The organism is Arthrobacter sp. RT-1, from assembly GCF_003367205.1.
Taxonomy (GTDB): Bacteria; Actinomycetota; Actinomycetes; order Actinomycetales; family Micrococcaceae; genus Arthrobacter.
Genome location: NZ_QRGQ01000002.1, coordinates 119892 through 138066, shown reverse-complemented (window position 1 = coordinate 138066; position 18175 = coordinate 119892). Strand labels below are relative to the sequence as shown.

Genomic DNA, 18175 nt, shown 5'->3' with positions numbered 1-18175 from the left:
CCGCTGCGTCAGGGGTCAAGCCGCCTGCGGAGGAGGCAGAACTCGTTGCCCTCCGGGTCTTCCAAAACGTGCCACTGTTCGTCGCCGCTCTGCCCTACGTCAGCCGGCCTGGCGCCGAGGGCGAGCAGCCGTTCCAGCTCGGCGGCCTGGTCCCGGTCCACGGGATTGACGTCGATGTGCAGGGGAAGCCGTCCGGTCCGCGGATTGCTGCTCGGACTCAGGATGATGGTGGGCTGCAGGCCGCCAAAGCCGGCGGGCGGGCCGATTTCGATGGCACCGTCCTCCCGGTCCAGTTCGACATAGCCAAGGACGTCACTCCAGAACTTTGCCAGCAGTTCGGGGTCGGCGCAGTTCAGGACCAGTTCGCTGATTCGGCATGACATGAGAGCCAGTCTAGGTTCGGGGGGCCCGCGGGAGGAATGCGCCAGGTTCGCGCCTGACCTGCGTCAGGGCCGACTCGATGGCACCTTTGACCACCACCTCCGCTCCGAAGGTGCTTGCAACCAGGTCCGGGAGGGGCACGCCGGAATCGGTGGGCAGCAGGCAGCGTGCCTGTTCCAGGACAGGTTCGATGGCCCGGGAGATCCCGCCCGCGATGATGACGCGTTCAATGTCCAGGAGGCTGGAAAGCACAACAGCAATACGCGCCAGCCTGGCGCCGAGCCGGGCGATGATGTCCCCTGCGAACGGATCCCCCTCCCGGGCTGCCTGGAACACATCCTCGGCGTTGATCTCCCCCTCGGGTATGTGGCGCAGTGTGGATTGTCCGCCGTGGGAGTGGATCCGCGAGCGCGCCCACTTGCGTGCCAGTGCCCCAAACCCGTCCGTGCTGCCTTCGTCGGGCACGAACTTGCCGGCGGTAATAGTGTCGAGGAACCTCATCTCGCCGGCGCCGCCCCGCGGTCCCCGCAGCAGGCGACCATCGACGATCAGGCCGGCGCCGAACCGCTCCCCTGTCAGCAGTGTGGCCAGGTTGGCTGACGGATTGTGTGCACGTTCGGCAATGGCGGCGAGGTTGGCGTCATTTTCGACAACCACCTTGCCGTGAAGGTGCGAGGCGAATCCGGAATTCATCAGATGCCAGAATTCTCCGTCAGGAGAATTGCCATGGGCGTCGATCGGCGCGGGAACGCCGACAACCGTAAGTAAAACGTCGTCCACCTCGTGTCCGCTGTCGTGGAGGGCCAGGCCGATCAGCTCCCGCGCAGCCGCGCAGCGGCCGGAGCGCCCGAGCATCTTCGAGTCAACGTTCTGGCGGCGCAAACCCAGCTCACGGCCCCGCAGATCCGCCACGATGGTGGTGAAGTAGCTTTCCCCGGCGTCCAGTCCAACAACCACACCGGCAGCCTCACGCAATTGGTAGCGGCGCGCCGGCCTGCCTTTGTTGGTGCGGGCCGCGGCAGGACTGTCATCCACTTCCTCCAGCCAGCCGGCGTCGACCAGGGCATGGCAAACGCCGAGCACCGTCGCGCGGGTCAACCCCGTCACCGCCATGGCTTCCCCGGCTGTGAACACTTGCTCCTGCAGGGCAAACCGCAGCAACGCATCGGAATTGATCTGCCGCAACAATTGCGTCGAACTCGCGGTGGTCTCCTTCATCCCTTGACGATATCCCCACGATGCCTCATCCTCGTATAGGACTTAAATATAAGATCCAAATAAACTCTGTGAGACCCTGAGGAGCCGATGTTGCCACCTTTGCCGTCCAGAGGGACGCGAGTCTCCCGACGCACCTTCCTTGCCGCTGCCGGGGGCACACTGGCCGCTTTCGGCCTGGCAGGGTGTGCTCCGGGAGGAACCCGTCCCACCATCACGTTCCACCAGTCAAAACCGGAGGCCGTGCCATACTTCCGCGATCTCGCGGCGAAGTTCACCGCGTCGCAGGACCGCGTCCGCGTCCTTCATGACATGGCGACAAATCTCTCTGCCAGCTTTGTGCGCAGCAGTCCGCCGGACCTCGGTTGCCTCAACTACAACCTTGAAATGGCCCGGTTCATGGAGCGCGGCGCCCTCTCCGACCTTTCCGATCTCCCGGCAGCAGCTTCCATCCGGAACGACGTTCTGGCCCTCACGAACTGGTACCCCACCTACCCGGGCCGTACGAGCGTCATCCCCTACTCGGTCATGGCCGCCTCGGTCATCTACAACCGCCGCATCTTTGAGCAGAACGGGCTGGCCGTTCCCACAACCTGGGACGGACTGATTGAAGTATGTGAAGTGTTAAAGGCCGCCGGCATCACACCCATTTACGGCACTTTCCGCGACCCCTGGACCATCGCGCAGGGCCTGTTCGACTACACGGTGGGCGGCATGGTCAACGTGCGCGACTTCTATAAAGCAATGCATGGGATTGGCGAGAATGTCGGCCCGGATTCCGAAGTGTCGTTCCAGAAAACGATGCTCGAGCCAGTGCAGCGCATGGTCCAGCTGACGTCCTACGTCAACCCCGATGCGTCGAGCCGAGGCTACGGTGACGGCAACACTGCCATGGCGCAGGGACAGGCGGCCATGTACTTCCAGGGGCCGTGGGCCTTCGGAGAAATTGAAAAGGCGGGGACCGATGTGGATCTGGGCACCTTCCCACTGCCAATGACCAGCAATCCCGCCGACCTGAAAGTCCGCGTTAACATCGACCTTTCGCTTTGGGTTCCCGAAGCCGGCAACGCTCAGGAGGGGGCCCGCGCCTTCCTCCAGTACCTCATGCAGCCGGAAATCCAGAACTCCTACAATGCCGAATTCCTGGGATTCGGCACGGGTAAGGACGCACCAGCGGTCACCGACCCCCGAATCGTTGAGATGCAGAAGTACTACGACGAGGGCCGTTTCTACATGGGTGCCTCACAGTTCATTCCAAACTCGATTCCCGCCGCCAACTACCTCCAGTCGATCATCGGCGGTGCCGACGCCGAGAGCACGCTCCGCCGTATGGACGCCGACTGGGCGCGCCTGGCTTTCCGCGCGTGATCACACTTCCAACGCACGAAACGAGGACCATTCATGTCATCGACGACTAAGCCTTCCCCTCGAGCGGTGGTGACGGCCCCGGCAGCGGTGAGAGCGGCAAGTGCGCGCAAGAGCCGCATCGATCCGCTGTACTACTTTTTCCTGTTTCCTTCGCTCGTAATTTTCACGCTCGCCGTCACGCTGCCGGCCATACTCGGCTTCATCTACAGCTTCACGAACTCGGTTGGCTTCGGCGACTTCGATTTCATCGGCATCCGAAACTTCATAGCGGTGTTCCAGGATGAGGGGGTCCTCAGCGCCTACGGCTTCACCCTTGCCTTTGCGCTCGTGACCGTCATCGTGGTCAACGCCGTGGCCTTTTTCCTGGCTCTGGGACTCACGTCCCGTGTCCGCTTCCGCGCCGCGCTGCGCACGGTATTCGTTATCCCCATGGTGATCTCAGGCATCGTCATCGCGTTCGTCTTCCAATACCTCTTCTCGAACTCGCTGCCGCTCCTGGGCCAAGGCATGGGAATCGAACCGCTGGCGACGAGCATCCTGGCCAACCCCGAACTCGCGTGGCTGGCCATCGTCTTCGTCACGGCGTGGCAGTCGATCCCGAGCGCGATGCTGATTTACATCGCTGGGCTCCTCACGGTTCCCGCCGAGGTTTACGAGGCAAGCTCCATCGACGGAGCAACGCCCTGGCACAACCTGCGGCACATCACTTTGCCGCTCGTCGCCGGGTATGCAGTGATCAATATGGTCCTTGGTTTCAAGAACTACCTCAACGCCTACGACATCATCGTGGGCCTTACCGACGGCGGCCCGGGCGTCGCTACACGCAGCGTCGCCATGTCGATCTTCCGCGGCTTCGAAGGCGGCGACTATGCCTACCAGATGGCCAACGCCGTGATCTTCTTCCTCATCAGCATCGTCATCGCACTCATCCAGCTTCGCTTCACACGTGGCAAAGGAGGGATCGCCGCATGAGCAGCGCACCCAGCACCATCCCAGCAGGACCCGCCGCCGCCGGAAAGAAGCAAAGGATCCGCGCCGGCCATGAACGCAGCAACTGGCCTGCCACCATCGTCCTGATCGTCTGCACGCTCAGCGTGCTCGTGCCGCTCTACGTCACCACCAGCATGGCGTTCAAAACCACCGGCCAGGCGGTGGACGGCAACGCCTTCTCGCTGCCAAGCCCGCTGACCTTCGACAGTTTCGTCCAGGCATGGACGCTCACGAACTTCCCCCGCGGCTTCGCGATCTCCGTGTTCGTGTCCGTAACCGCCGTAGCGGGGGAAATCATCGTCTCGGCGCTGGCAGCCTACGCAATCGTCCGCAACTGGGACCGCCGGCTCTTCCGCTGGTCCTTCTTCTACCTGCTCGCGGCAATGTTCATCCCGTTCCCCGTGGTGGCACTGCCGCAGATCCAGCTCACCGGCCTCGCCGGTCTGGACAACCCGCTCGGCGTCGCGATCCTGCACATCGTCTTTGCCCTGGCGTTCAACACCATGCTGTTTACCGCGTTCCTGCGCTCCATCCCGCTGGAGCTGGAAGAAAGCATGCGCATCGACGGCGCCGGCACCTGGCAGGTGTTCTGGAAGCTCATCTTCCCCCTGCTCGCACCCATGAGCGCCACTGTCGGCATCTTCGCTTTCATCGCCTCATGGAACGACTTCATGATGCCGTCGCTCATCATCTCCGACCCGGAACTGCAGACCATCCCGGTGCTGCAGAAGATCTTCCAGACCCAGTTCAGCAACAGCTACAACGTCGCCTTCGCCTCCTACCTGATGGCGATGGCGCCCGCGATCGTCGTCTACCTGTTTACCCAGCGCTGGGTCATGTCCGGACTCACCCAGGGCGCCGTGAAATGATCCCGGCCGCGAACCCGACCTCCACGAAAAACGCAAAGGACCCAGCCTTGCCCTCCATCGCCACCACGGCAACCAGCACCGAACCCAAAACCATGGCCGACCCCAACTGGTGGCGCCAGGCCTCGGTCTACCAGATCTACCCCCGCAGCTTCTCTGACTCCAACGGTGACGGCATCGGCGACATCAACGGCATCACCGCCAAGGTCCCGTATCTGAAGGACCTGGGGGTCGACGCCGTCTGGCTGAGCCCGTTCTACCCTTCAGCCCTCGCCGACGGCGGCTATGACGTGGACGATTACCGTAATGTTGACCCGCGGCTCGGCACCCTCGAGGACTTCAGCCATATGGCATCCGCCCTGCACGCCGCAGGCATCAAGCTGATCGTGGACATCGTCCCCAACCACTCCTCAAACCGCCACCAGTGGTTCCAGGAAGCCCTGGCCTCGCCCAAGGGGTCCCCGGCCCGCGACCGCTACATCTTCCGCGACGGACTGGGCGACAACGGCGAACTGCCGCCGTCAGACTGGGACTCCGTGTTCGGCGGTCCCGCATGGGAGCGCATCACAGAACCTGACGGGACGCCCGGCCAGTGGTACATGCACATCTTCGCCAAGGAACAGCCTGACTTCAACTGGGACAACCCCGAGGTCCGCGAAGACTTCCTCACCACCCTGCGCTTCTGGTCGGACCGGGGCGTGGACGGCTTCCGCATCGACGTCGCCCATGCCCTGACCAAGAACCTCGAAGAGTCCCTCCCCAGCAAGGCAGACCTTGAAGCCCAGGGCGAGGCGCTTTACCTTGCCGGATCACATCCGTACTGGGACCGTGACGAAGTCCACGGGATCTACGCCGAGTGGCGCAAGGTCTTCAACGAATACAGCCCGCCGCGCACCGCCGTCGCCGAAGCCTGGGTGCACGCGGACCGCCGTGCCCGTTATGCCAGCCCGGAGGGGCTGGGCCAGGCCTTCAACTTCGACCTGCTGCAAGCAGACTTCGACGGCGCCCAGTTCCGGAAGATCATCACCAAGAACCTCGTCGAGGCCGAGGCGTCCGGCGCTTCCTCCACGTGGGTGTTTTCCAACCACGACGTCGTCCGGCACGCCACCCGCTACGGGCTCCCCGTGTCAGGGCCCTCGGCCGAGGGCGGGATCATGGCCGGCGAGGCCGGCAAGCAATGGTTGCTCGCCGGCGGCAAGCAGGAAGACGTCGACGCCGAACTCGGCCTGCGCCGCGCCCGCGCCGCATCCTTGCTGATGTTCGCCCTTCCGGGCTCTGCATACCTGTACCAGGGCGAGGAACTGGGCCTGCAGGAAGTGGGCAGCGAAATCCCCGACTCCCAGCGCCAGGACCCGGCCTTCTTCCGCAACAAAGGCGTGGAAATCGGCCGCGACGGCTGCCGCGTCCCGTTGCCATGGACAGCCTCCGGCACCTCGTTCGGTTTCGGGACCGGCGGCGCGCACCTGCCGCAGCCCGAATGGTTCGCCGGCTACTCGGTGGAAGCCCAGGAGTTGCAGAAGGACTCAACCCTGTCCCTCTACCGCCGCGCATTGGCCCTGCGGTCACAGCTGCAAACCGCCGAAGCGCTGGAATGGCTGGAAACCGGGAGGACCGACGTCCTGGCCTTCCGGCGCCCTAACGGCTGGATCTCCGTCACCAACTTCGGGACGGAAGCCTTCGGACTGCCCGACGGCGAGGTCCTGGTCTCCAGTTCGCCGCTCATGGCAGGTTCCCTGCCCGGGGCAACCACTGCCTGGCTCCAGGCGTAGCCGGTGAAACCTCCCGTGACCGCTGCCGCGTCCTGGTCCAGGTCCAGGTCCATGTATAGGTCCAGGTCAACGCGCGGAAGTGTGGCGTGGAATACTTCCCTACAGGTGCTGCCGGAACCGCTGGCGGAAGTGGGAAAGGGCCGTGGGCATGCAGGAATCCGTTAGTGCGGACGAAATGACCCGGCAGCATGTCCTCACGGCGCTTTTCCGCGAACGGACGGCCGGGCTCAGCCCGGACCCGGTCTTTGACCGAAGGCTGGACCGGCAACTCCCACAGCTGACGGAACTGTTTGGCTCCCTGTACGGTTCCCGGCCGGACTGGCAGGAACAGCTGGCAGCCTTGGTGGTCCAGAGCGCCCGGTCCTGGCAGGAGCGCCCGGCTCAACTCAAGGAGCTGGACGCGGAGCGGGAAGGCAACAGCGGCTGGTTCCAGTCCAACACCATGCTGGGCGGGGTCTGTTACGTGGACCGCTACGCGGAGAGCCTGGAGGGAGTGCGGGCACGCATTCCCTACTTCAAGGAGCTCGGACTCACCTACCTGCACCTGATGCCGCTGTTCCTGGCCCCCGAACCGCACTCCGACGGCGGCTACGCGGTGTCCAGCTACCGTGAGGTCAACCCGAAGCTGGGCACCATGGAGCAGCTTCGCTCGCTGGCGGCCGAACTCCGCAGCAACGGGATCAGCCTGGTGGTGGATTTCATCTTCAACCACACCTCTGACGAGCATGAGTGGGCCCGGAAGGCGGCCGCAGGGGACCCGGAGTACAGCGATTACTACTGGATTTTCCCGGACCGGACCATGCCGGACGCCTTCGAGCAGAATGTCCGGGAGATTTTCCCGGAGAACCATTCAGGCTCGTTCATCCAGATTGAGGACGGGAGGTGGGTCTGGGCAACGTTCCACACGTACCAGTGGGACCTTAACTACTCCAACCCTGCTGTCTTCCGTGCCATGGCAGGCGAAATGCTGTTCCTGGCCAACCAGGGCGTGGACATCCTGCGCATGGACGCCGTGGCCTTCATCTGGAAACAGCTGGGCACCCCCTGCGAGAACCTTCCCGAGGCGCACACCCTGCTCCGGGCCTTCAACGCGGTGTGCCGGCTGGCGGCTCCGTCGCTGCTGTTCAAGTCGGAGGCCATCGTGCATCCGGACGAGGTGGCGCTCTACATCGACCCCGCCGAATGCCAGATTTCCTATAATCCCCTGCAGATGGCGCTCATCTGGGAGTCCCTGGCTACCCGGGATGTCTCGCTCCTGGCCCAGGCCCTGAAGCGCCGGCACAACATCCCCGAGGGGACGTCCTGGGTCAACTACGTCCGAAGCCATGACGACATCGGCTGGACCTTCGCGGACGAGGACGCCGCGGAACTGGGCATCAACGGCTTCGACCACCGCCGCTTCCTCAACTCCTTCTACGTCAACCGCTTCCCCGGCAGCTTTGCCCGCGGCGTCCCCTTCCAGGACAACCCGCGCACCGGAGACTGCCGTATTTCAGGTACGACGGCGTCGCTGTGCGGCATGGAGGTCAACCCGGCCGAGGCGGTGGAACGGATCCTCCTGGCCCACTCGGTTGCCTTCAGCACCGGCGGCATCCCGCTCCTGTACTTGGGCGACGAGGTGGGCCAGGTCAATGATTACGGTTACGCGGATGAACCCGGCCACGGGGATGACAGCCGCTGGGTACACCGGCCGCACTACCCGGCCGCGCAGTACGCCCGGCGCACTGATCCGGCCACACCCGGAGGTGCCGTTTACGCGGGCCTGCAGCGGATGACCGAGGTCCGCGCGAACACTCCTGAGTTTGCCGGGACCACATTGATCGATTTCCAGACCCACAACCGGGGAGTCCTGGCCTACCAGCGGCCGGGCGGCGTGACTACGGGCGGAACCCGCATCCTGGCACTTGCGAACTTCAGCGACGTTCCCCAGTCCCTGCCCGCGGAAACCTTCGGCGGGTTCCTGCCCGCCGCCGTCGACCTTCTCTCGGAAGCCCGCCTGCACCTGAACGAAGGCGTCATGCTCCTCCCCCGGCAATACGTCTGGCTTCGCGTCACCCCGGTGTGACGCACCCTCCCCAACTGGGTAGCGCTAAGTGTCGTTTTGACAGCCCATAACGACACTTAGCGCTACCCAGTTGGGTCCTCGGGCGCGGGGCGTGAAACCATACGGATCATGGCCCAGAAGATTGCGTACCAGGGTGAGCCCGGCGCCAACTCCAATATCGCGTGCAAGCAGATGTTCCCCGAACTGGAAAGCGTCCCGTGCGCCAGCTTTGAGGACGCCTTCGAACTGGTGGCCAGCGGCGAGGCGGACCTGGCCATGATCCCCATCGAGAACTCGATTGCCGGCCGCGTGGCAGACATCCACATCCTGCTGCCACAGTCCAACCTGCAGATCGTGGGCGAGTTCTTCCTGCCCATCCACTTCGACCTGCTGGGCATCCCCGGCAGCACCATCGAGGACGCCACCGAGGTCCACAGCCACATCCACGCTTTGGGCCAGTGCCGGAAGCTGATCCGCGAGCATGGGCTCAAGCCGGTCATTGCCGGGGACACCGCAGGCTCGGCCCGCGAAGTGAGCGAATGGAACGATCCCCGGAAACTCTCCCTCGCTCCCCCGCTGGCTGCCCAGATCTACGGCCTGGAAGTGCTTGCTTCACGGGTTGAGGACGACCCATCCAACACCACCCGCTTTGTGGTCCTGGCCCGCGAAAAGGAACTGCCGGCCCGGGATGAACTTCCCGGACCGGCAGTCACGAGCTTTGTGTTCCGCGTCCGCAACGTCCCCTCCGCCCTTTACAAGGCGCTGGGCGGCTTCGCGACCAACGGCGTGAACATGACGAGGCTGGAAAGCTACATGGTGGGCAACGAATTCGCTGCCACCATGTTCATGGCGGACGTCGAAGGCCACCCCGAGGACCTGCCGCTGAAGCTGGCCCTCGAGGAACTGGACTTCTTCACCACCGAGGTGCGGATCCTCGGCGTGTACGCAGCCGCGGAGTACCGGACGGCTCAGACAGCGGCGGCCTGACGCGGCTTCGCCAGCGGCGTTTTCAGGAACTGGGCGCAGAACGCGCCGAGTTCGGCCGTCGCCGTCAGCGGCAGGACGTTGGCCACGTATTGGTCCGGGCGGACCACCACCACCACGCCGTTGCGGTCCAGGCCGCGCAGCTCAAAGATGTCCGCGGACGGATCGGTGGCGTACACCTTCTCGTAATCGGTCAGTTTGAACGGGCCCACCTGCGGTTTGAAGACGGCGGGAACCTGCCCGATGTCCACGGCCGTGTGCGGCTGCTGGTAGATCACCTTCACGTCGAACCAGGCGTCGGGGTCAGCGCCCGACGGCGTTGCGGCCAGCGGTGAGTCCGGCGAGTTGGCGATCCACTCGGCGAAGTCCGCCACACCTGATTGCCCGCCTGCCGGCGCTGCGTCAGCGAAGACGTAGATGCGCCAGCGGCCGTCGGCTGTGGCGTGGTGGCCGAGGTGGAGCGGGTTGGTATCACCGACGCGGACCACGGGCGCGGACTTGAAGCGCTTGCCTACAGGAAAGCCGGTGGCCAGGCCCTGGTGCGTGGCAGGTGCCACCAGCATGGACGGCGCGTATTCGGTCATGAAGCCGGCCGGGAATTCGGCAGTGCGCACGTAGAAGTCCTCGAGGTCCGAGGGGTTTTCGAACTCCTCGGGCTTTTTGGCCATCATGGTGGACCATTCCTTGTCGAAGTCGATCAGGTTCTTGGCCACCACCTGGCGCTCCGCCGAGTAGGTGGACAGCAGGCTCTCCGGGCTGCGGCCTTCGAGGACGTGCCCCAGTTTCCAGGCGATGTTGAAGCCGTCCTGCATGGACACGTTCATGCCCTGGCCGGCTTTTGCGCTGTGGGTATGGCAGGCGTCGCCGGTAATGAAGACGCGCGGCGTGCGGGTGCCGCGGTCCTCCGGCAGGACGTCGTCGAACCTGTCTGTAAGCCGGTGCCCAACCTCGTAGACGCTGTGCCACGCCACGTTCCGCACGTCCAGGGTGTAGGGGTGGAGGATCTCGTTGGCTTTGTCGATGATCTGTTCGATGCTGGTGTTGCGCACGGCGTGGTGCGTGGCCGGGTCCACCTCGCCAAGGTCCACATACATGCGGAACAGGTGGCCGCCTTCCCGGGGGATCAGCAGGATGCTGCCTTTTTCGCCCTGGATGGCGCATTTGGTGCGGATATCGGGGAAGTCGGTCACGGCGAGGGTGTCCATCACGCCCCAGGCGTGGTTGGCCTGGTCGCCGGCGAGGGTGCAGCCGATTGCCGCGCGCACTTTGCTCCTGGCGCCGTCGGCCCCCACCACGTACTTGGCGCGGACAACCCGCTCCCGGCCTTCGTTTGGGCCCGCGGTGTGGAGCAGCGTCACGGCCACGGGGTACTCGCCCTGCTCCGTAACCTCCAGGCCCTGGAACTCGTAGCCGTAGTCGGGCTTCAGGCGCGTAGGCGAGTTGGTCGCGAATTCGGCGAAGTAGTCCAGCACGCGGGCCTGGTTGACGATGAGGTGCGGGAACTCGCTGATGCCCATCTCATCATCCACGGCGCGGGCCGTCCGGATGATATTCGAGCGGTTGGTGGGGTCCGGCTTCCAGAACGCCATCTCGGTGATCCTGTATGCCTCCGCGATGATCCGTTCGGCAAAACCGAAGGCCTGGAAAGTCTCGACGCTGCGCGCCTGGATACCGTCGGCCTGGCCGATCGCGAGCCGCCCGGGACGGCGCTCAATAATCCGCGTGGTGACATTCGGGAACATGGACAGCTGCGCGGCGGCGAGCATTCCCGCAGGACCTGTGCCGACAATCAGCACGTCAACCTCGTCCGGAAGTTCATCGGGGCGGTTGAGTCCGACGCCGGCGGCCGGCTTTACCCGCGGGTCTCCGGATACGTAACCGTGATGGTGAAACTGCACGGGATGTCCTCACTTCGTTGTGTGGCTGGGAAGCCAAGAGCTGTTCGATAATAGAACTGGGGTTTCCATATGAGAAAACCTGCTGTTGGAGCATCACTGTACGCCACCTGTGATGCAGACGACAAGAGTGCCGGAAGAGGCCGGAATGCAGGGGTTGACAACTGCCGGGTATCGAGCGAAAGTGATCGTATACGATTTCGTACCTGATAAGGGAGACTGTTTTGGAGCAGGTCAACGGCGACACCCTGGCGGCGGCACGCAAGGTGATCGCGGTGCACATCAACTACCCAAGCCGTGCTGCCCAGCGGGGACGCACGCCGGCGCAGCCCTCCTACTTCCTCAAGCCGTCGTCGTCGCTGTCCCTGACGGGGAGCGCCGTCGAACGCCCCGCGGGCTGTGAACTGCTGGGCTATGAGGGCGAGATTGCGCTGCTCATCGGCAAGGCCGCACGCCGGGTAGGCATCGACGACGCCTGGAGCCACGTTGCCGCCGTCACCGCCAGCAATGACCTCGGCGTCTACGACCTGCGCTACGCGGACAAGGGATCCAACCTCCGGTCCAAGGGCGGCGACGGCTTCACGCCCGTTGGCCCGGCACTCATTTCGGCAGACGCCGTCGACCCCGCCCAGCTGCGCATCCGGACCTGGCACAACGGCCAGCTGGTCCAGGACGACACCACGGAGGACCTGCTCTTCCCGTTTGCCCGGCTGGTGGCGGACCTGTCCCAGCTCCTGACACTCGAGGAGGGGGACATCATCCTCACCGGCACCCCCGCCGGCGCGTCCGTCGCCAAACCCGGCGACGTCCTCGAAGTGGAAGTATCCGCCGGCGGCCTCACCACCGGTCGCCTGGTCACCCGGGTGGAGGAAGGCACGACGCCGTTCGCTGACTTTGGTGCCGGACCGAAGGTTGACGACGTGCAGCGTGAGGAGGCGTGGGGCTCACGCGAGGCTGCTGGCCTTCCTGCCCCTGCCAGCACCCTCACCCCTGAGCTGAAGGCCAAGCTGGAGAGCGTGGCCACGGCCACCCTGTCCTCCCAGATGCGCAAGCGCGGCCTTAACAACGTGAGCATCGACGGCCTGCAGGCCACCCGGCCGGACCGCCGGGTGGTGGGACTGGCCCGCACCCTGCGGTACGTGCCCAACCGTGAGGACCTGTTCAAAACCCACGGTGGCGGGTTCAACGCCCAAAAGAAAGCCATCGATTCCGTGAACGAGGGCGAAATCCTGGTCATGGAAGCCCGCGGTGAAAAGGGCACCGGCACCGTGGGCGACATCCTCGCCCTGCGCGCCCAGGTCCGCGGCGCCACTGCCATCATCACCGACGGCGGCGTCCGCGACTACACCGCCGTGGCCGGCCTGGACATGCCCACCTACTTCGCCAACCCGCACCCGGCTGTGCTGGGACGCCGCCACATCCCGTGGGACACGGACATCACCATCGCCTGCGGCGGCGCCACCGTCCAGCCCGGCGATATCATCGTGGCCGATTCCGACGGCATCCTGGTGATCCCGCCGGCCATCGCCGAAGAACTCGTGGACGACTGCATCGCCCAGGAGCAGGAAGAAGCGTTTATCTTCGAGATGGTCAAGCAGGGCAACAGCGTGGACGGCCTCTACCCGATGAACGCCGAGTGGCAGGCCCGGTACGAGGAATGGAAGGCAGGCGAGGCGAATGACTGAAACATTGGCTGAGTTTTCCGCTGCGGCCCCTGCCGGCAGCAAGTCCGAACAGGCCTACCAGGCCGTCAAGGCACGCATTGTGGAAGGCACCTACACCCCCGGCTACCGGCTGGTCCTGGGCGCCATCGCCAAGGACCTCGGGTTCAGCGTGGTTCCGGTCCGCGAAGCCATCCGCCGGCTGGAGGCTGAAGGCCTGGTGACGTTCGAACGCAACGTGGGTGCCACGGTGGCCGGGATCGACCCCACCGAATACCTCTACACCATGCAGACCTTGAGCATCGTGGAAGGCGCCGCCACCGCATTGTCCGCTCCCCTGATCGATGCTGTGGCCATAGCCAGGGCCCGAGCCGTGAACGAGCAGATGCGCGAATGCCTGGACCACTTCGACCCCGTCCGCTTCACCCAGCTCAACCAGGAATTCCACAGCGTCCTGTTTGAGCACTGCCCCAACCCGCACATCCTGGACCTCGTCCACCGCGGCTGGAACCGGCTTGCAGCACTGCGGTCCTCCACCTTCCGTTTCGTCCCCGGCCGCGCCCGCGATTCCGTGGACGAACACGAGGCACTCCTGAAGCTGATCGAAACCGGCGCTGATGCCGACAACATCGAAAAAGCCGCCCGGCTCCACCGCTCCGCCACCCTGGACGCCTACCTCGCCCAGGCCAAAACCATCTGACACTTCCCACCCGTTCAGAAGCAGTAAGGAAACAACAATGACGTTCACTGCAGCAGAAACAACCGCCCATTACGTGCCCCAGGATCTGCCCACCCACATCCAGCACTACATCAACGGCCAGTTCGTTGACTCCGTGGGCGGCAAGACCTTCGATGTGCTGGACCCGGTCTCCAACCGGAACTACGCCACCGCCGCCGCCGGCCAGAAAGAGGACATCGACCTCGCCGTTGACGCCGCACGCGAAGCGTTCGTGAACGGCCCCTGGCCGAAGATGAAGCCCCGCGAACGCGCCCGCATCCTGAACAGGATCGCGGACGCGGTCGAGGCGCAGGAAGCCCGGCTCGCCGAACTCGAAACCTTCGACACCGGCCTGCCCATCACCCAGGCCAAGGGCCAGGCCCTGCGTGCTGCCGAGAACTTCCGCTTCTTCGCGGACCTGATCGTGGCCCAGTTCGACGACGCCATGAAGGTCCCCGGCTCGCAGATCAACTACGTGAACCGCAAGCCGATCGGCGTCGCCGGCCTGATCACCCCGTGGAACACCCCCTTCATGCTGGAATCCTGGAAGCTCGCCCCGGCCCTGGCCACCGGCAACACCGTGGTCCTCAAGCCCGCCGAGTTCACCCCGCTCTCGGCCTCGCTGTGGGCCACCATCTTCAAGGACGCCGGGCTCCCTGACGGCGTGTTCAACCTGGTCAACGGCCTGGGCGAGGAAGCCGGCGACGCCCTGGTCAAGCACCCGGACGTGCCGCTGATCTCGTTCACCGGCGAGACCACCACCGGCCAGACGATCTTCCGGAACGCGGCCGCCAACCTCAAGGGCCTGTCCATGGAGCTCGGCGGCAAGTCCCCGTGTGTCGTGTTCGCCGATGCCGACCTGGACGCCGCGATCGATTCGGCGCTGTTCGGGGTCTTCTCCCTCAACGGCGAACGCTGCACGGCCGGCTCCCGCATCCTTGTCGAGCGCGCCATCTATGACGAGTTCTGCGAAAAGTACGCCGCCCGCGCCAAGAACATCGTGGTGGGCGACCCGCACGACCCCAAGACCCAGGTGGGCGCCCTGGTCCACCCGGAGCACTACGAAAAGGTGGCCTCCTACGTGGAGATCGGCAAGTCCGAAGGCCGGCTCCTGGCCGGCGGCGGCCGCCCCGGCCACCTGCCCGAAGGCAACTACATCGCACCCACCGTGTTCGCCGACGTCGCGCCCGACGCCCGGATCTTCCAGGAGGAAATCTTCGGACCCGTCGTGGCCATCACCCCGTTCGAAAACGACGACGAGGCCCTCGCCCTGGCCAACAACACCAAATACGGCCTCGCCGCCTACATCTGGACCCAGAACCTCACCCGGGCCCACAACTTCTCGCAGAACGTCGAAGCCGGCATGGTGTGGCTGAACAGCCACAACGTCCGCGACCTCCGCACCCCGTTCGGCGGCGTCAAAGCCTCGGGCCTGGGCCACGAGGGCGGCTACCGCTCCATCGATTTCTACACCGACCAGCAGGCCGTGCACATCACCCTCGGCACCGTCCACACTCCCAAGTTCGGCAGCATCGAAACCTCCGCGGCCAACGAGGGCTAAACCCCTTAATTACTGAAGAACCTGCTCAAAGAAGAGAGACCATCATGACCAACTTCGTCCCCACCCCTTCCGTCCCGGCACCGGACATCGTCCGCTGCGCCTACATGGAAATCGTGGTCACCGACCTCGCCAAGTCCCGCGAGTTCTACGTTGACGTCCTGGGCCTGCACGTCACCGAGGAAGACGAGAACGCCATTTACCTGCGCTCCCTCGAGGAGTTCATCCACCACAACCTGGTGCTCCGCAAGGGACCCATCGCCGCCGTCGCCGCGTTCGCCTACCGGGTGAAGTCCCCCGCCGAAGTGGACGCCGCCGAGGCCTACTACCGCGAGCTGGGCTGCCGCGTTGAGCGGCGCAAGGACGGCTTCACCAAGGGCATCGGCGACTCCGTCCGCGTCGAGGACCCGTTGGGCTTCCCCTACGAGTTCTTCTACGACGTGGAGCACGTCGAGCGCCTCACCCAGCGCTACGACCTCTACTCCGCCGGTGAACTGGTCCGCCTGGACCACTTCAACCAGGTCACCCCCGACGTCCCCCGCGGCCGCGCCTACCTCGAAGACCTCGGCTTCCGCGTCTCCGAGGACATCAAGGACTCCGACGGCGTCACCTACGCCGCGTGGATGCACCGCAAGCAGACCGTGCACGACACCGCCCTGACCGGCGGGAACGGACCGCGCATGCACCACGTCGCGTTCGCCACCCACGAGAAGCACAACATCATCCAGATCTGCGACAAGATGGGCGCCCTGCGGATCAGCGACCGGATCGAACGCGGTCCCGGCCGGCACGGCGTGTCCAACGCCTTCTACCTCTACATCCTGGACCCGGACGGCCACCGCATCGAGATCTACACCCAGGACTACTACACCGGCGACCCCGATAATCCCACCATCACCTGGGACGTCCACGACAACCAGCGCCGCGACTGGTGGGGCAACCCCGTGGTCCCGTCCTGGTACACCGAAGCATCCCTGGTCCTGGACCTGGACGGCAACCCCCAGCCGGTCATCGTCCGTGAGGAAAAAAGCGAAATGGCCGTCACCGTGGGCGCCGACGGCTTCTCCTACACCCGGCCCAGCGAAGCAGCCGGGGCTGAGGGCTTCAAGCTGGGAGCGCAGCTGTAGCCATGCTGGATGACAGGACGATCGAGGCCATCGCGGACGAGCTGGTGGAAGCCGGCCGCACCCGCACCCCCGTACCGCGGCTCACTGCCCGGTACCCGGAGATGACCGTGGAGGACTCCTACGCCGTCCAGCAGTTGTGGCGCCGCCGCAACGAGGAGGCCGGCCGGACCTTGGTGGGGCGCAAGATCGGCCTCACGTCCAAGGCCATGCAGGCGGCCACGGGCATCACCGAGCCGGACTATGGCGCCATTTTTGATGACATGGTGCTGGAGACCGGATGCTCGGTCGAATGGGACAAATACACCCACCCCCGGGTGGAGGTGGAACTCGCCTTCGTGCTCAAGGACGGGCTCAAAGGCCCCGGTATCACCATCTTCGACGTCCTGAAGGCCACCGACTACGTGGTTCCGGCCCTGGAAATCCTCGATTCCAGGATCGAGATGGAGGGCCGGACCATCGTGGACACCATCTCCGACAACGCAGCCATGGGCGCCATGGTGATCGGCGGCAACCCGGTGAAGCCGGACGCCGTGGACCTCCGGTGGGTCTCGGCCATCCTGTATAAGAACCAGACCGTGGAGGAGACCGGCGTGGCCGCCGGAGTCCTGGACCACCCCGCTAACGGAGTGCACTGGCTGGCCAACAAGATTGCCGCCCACGGCGATTCGCTGAAGGCCGGTGACATCATCCTCGCCGGTTCCTTCACCCGCCCGCTCTGGGTCTACAAGGGCGACACCGTTCACGCTGACTACGGACCTTTGGGGAGTGTCACATGCCGCTTCGAATAGAGGACACCTTCCGGTCCGCTTTGGGTGAGGCCAAGCGCCCGCTGGCCGGGATGTGGGTCTGCTCCGGCAGCCCCCTGGTTGCCGAACTGTGCGCGGGGTCCGGCCTGGACTGGCTGCTGGTGGACGCCGAGCACAGCCCCAACGGGCTCGAGTCCGTCCTCGCCCAGCTCCAGGCCATCCACGGCTACCCGGTCCACACCCTGGTCCGGCCGCCCGTGAATGACACCGTGATCATCAAGCAGTACCTGGACCTCGGCGTGCAGAACCTGCTCATCCCCATGGTCAACTCCGTCGCCGAGGCCGAGGCCGCCGTGGCGGCCACCCGCTACCCGCCGCTGGGCGTTCGCGGTGTCGGTTCGGCGCTGGCCAGGGCTGCCCGTTGGAACCGGGTGCCGGATTACCTGGCCCGGGCCGGCGAGACCATCAGCGTCACCGTCCAGATTGAGTCGACGGCGGCAGCGGACTCTGTGGCGGACATCCTGAAAGTCGATGGCGTGGACGCCGTCTTCGTCGGGCCCTCCGACCTCGCCGCCTCCATGGGCCTGCTGGGACAGCAGGAACACCCTGAGGTGCGCGCCGCCGTCGAACACTGCCTCGCCGCCGCGAAAGCCGCCGGAAAGCCGGCCGGGGTGAATGCCTTCAACCCGGACACGGCCCGCCACTACCTGGACCACGGCGCAGACTTCATCCTGGTCGGCGCCGACGTCGCCCTCCTGGCAAGAGGCTCCGAAGCCCTCGCCAAGCAGTACGTCCAGAAGGCCGACGGCGACACCCCGGCCAGCTACTAACGGTGGTTGAACCCGTAACCCCG

At 65.0% G+C, this 18175-nt stretch carries 15 protein-coding genes; 12 read left to right on the top strand and 3 right to left on the bottom strand.

Annotated elements, in window-relative coordinates; translation table 11 throughout:
* Window positions 1–8: 8 nt before the first annotated feature.
* Together DXK94_RS02005 and DXK94_RS02000 are read right to left on the bottom strand one after the other, a co-directional pair.
* Complete coding sequence (locus tag DXK94_RS02005) at window positions 9–383, bottom strand: VOC family protein (RefSeq protein ID WP_115523597.1); 375 nt, start codon at window positions 381–383, stop codon at window positions 9–11.
* Window positions 384–393: 10 nt separating this feature from the next.
* Entirely contained in the window at window positions 394–1599 is a 1206-nt protein-coding gene (locus tag DXK94_RS02000; RefSeq protein ID WP_115523596.1) for an ROK family transcriptional regulator, read from the bottom strand.
* Between the two features lie 87 nt (window positions 1600–1686).
* On the opposite strand from DXK94_RS02000, the gene DXK94_RS01995 reads away from it, so the two are divergent.
* The 6 genes from DXK94_RS01995 (at window position 1687) to DXK94_RS01970 (ending at window position 9620) form a co-directional block, all read left to right on the top strand.
* On the top strand, window positions 1687–2964 hold the full coding sequence (locus DXK94_RS01995; RefSeq protein ID WP_181884715.1) for an ABC transporter substrate-binding protein: 1278 nt from the start codon (window positions 1687–1689) through the stop codon (window positions 2962–2964).
* Between the two features lie 33 nt (window positions 2965–2997).
* A complete protein-coding gene (locus DXK94_RS01990; protein ID WP_115523594.1) occupies window positions 2998–3936 on the top strand; it encodes a carbohydrate ABC transporter permease in 939 nt (312 codons plus the stop codon).
* Window positions 3933–4823, top strand: a complete 891-nt coding sequence (locus tag DXK94_RS01985) for a carbohydrate ABC transporter permease (RefSeq protein ID WP_115523593.1) — start codon at window positions 3933–3935, stop codon at window positions 4821–4823. Before DXK94_RS01990 ends, DXK94_RS01985 begins: the two co-directional genes overlap by 4 nt.
* A 47-nt stretch (window positions 4824–4870) precedes the next feature.
* Complete coding sequence (locus tag DXK94_RS01980) at window positions 4871–6589, top strand: alpha-amylase family glycosyl hydrolase (protein ID WP_395927887.1); 1719 nt, start codon at window positions 4871–4873, stop codon at window positions 6587–6589.
* 148 nt (window positions 6590–6737) lie between these two features.
* Window positions 6738–8654 carry an alpha-amylase family glycosyl hydrolase gene (locus DXK94_RS01975; RefSeq protein WP_115523592.1) on the top strand — a complete coding sequence of 639 codons (1917 nt, stop codon included), beginning with the start codon at window positions 6738–6740 and terminating at the stop codon, window positions 8652–8654.
* 108 nt (window positions 8655–8762) lie between these two features.
* A complete protein-coding gene (locus DXK94_RS01970) occupies window positions 8763–9620 on the top strand; it encodes a prephenate dehydratase (protein WP_115523591.1) in 858 nt (285 codons plus the stop codon).
* On the opposite strand, the gene DXK94_RS01965 is transcribed toward DXK94_RS01970, so the two are convergent.
* Window positions 9602–11515: an FAD-binding monooxygenase gene (locus DXK94_RS01965; protein ID WP_115523590.1), complete on the bottom strand. Its 1914-nt coding sequence runs from the start codon at window positions 11513–11515 to the stop codon at window positions 9602–9604. The two genes, DXK94_RS01970 and DXK94_RS01965, sit on opposite strands and share 19 nt — an antisense overlap.
* A 221-nt stretch (window positions 11516–11736) precedes the next feature.
* On the opposite strand from DXK94_RS01965, the gene DXK94_RS01960 reads away from it, so the two are divergent.
* The 6 genes from DXK94_RS01960 to DXK94_RS01935 are packed head-to-tail and all read left to right on the top strand — an operon-like array spanning window position 11737 to window position 18152.
* Window positions 11737–13197: a fumarylacetoacetate hydrolase family protein gene (locus DXK94_RS01960; RefSeq protein ID WP_115523589.1), complete on the top strand. Its 1461-nt coding sequence runs from the start codon at window positions 11737–11739 to the stop codon at window positions 13195–13197.
* Entirely contained in the window at window positions 13190–13873 is a 684-nt protein-coding gene (locus DXK94_RS01955; protein WP_115523588.1) for a GntR family transcriptional regulator, read from the top strand. The genes DXK94_RS01960 and DXK94_RS01955 overlap by 8 nt, the downstream gene beginning before the upstream one ends.
* A 37-nt stretch (window positions 13874–13910) precedes the next feature.
* Window positions 13911–15452: a 5-carboxymethyl-2-hydroxymuconate semialdehyde dehydrogenase gene (gene hpaE, locus DXK94_RS01950; RefSeq protein WP_115523587.1), complete on the top strand. Its 1542-nt coding sequence runs from the start codon at window positions 13911–13913 to the stop codon at window positions 15450–15452.
* Window positions 15453–15496: 44 nt separating this feature from the next.
* Window positions 15497–16576 carry a 3,4-dihydroxyphenylacetate 2,3-dioxygenase gene (gene hpaD, locus DXK94_RS01945; RefSeq protein ID WP_115523586.1) on the top strand — a complete coding sequence of 360 codons (1080 nt, stop codon included), beginning with the start codon at window positions 15497–15499 and terminating at the stop codon, window positions 16574–16576.
* 2 nt (window positions 16577–16578) lie between these two features.
* Window positions 16579–17364 carry a 2-oxo-hept-4-ene-1,7-dioate hydratase gene (gene hpaH / locus DXK94_RS01940; RefSeq protein WP_115523585.1) on the top strand — a complete coding sequence of 262 codons (786 nt, stop codon included), beginning with the start codon at window positions 16579–16581 and terminating at the stop codon, window positions 17362–17364.
* Window positions 17349–18152 carry an HpcH/HpaI aldolase/citrate lyase family protein gene (locus DXK94_RS01935; RefSeq protein WP_181884714.1) on the top strand — a complete coding sequence of 268 codons (804 nt, stop codon included), beginning with the start codon at window positions 17349–17351 and terminating at the stop codon, window positions 18150–18152. Before hpaH ends, DXK94_RS01935 begins: the two co-directional genes overlap by 16 nt.
* Window positions 18153–18175: the final 23 nt, after the last annotated feature.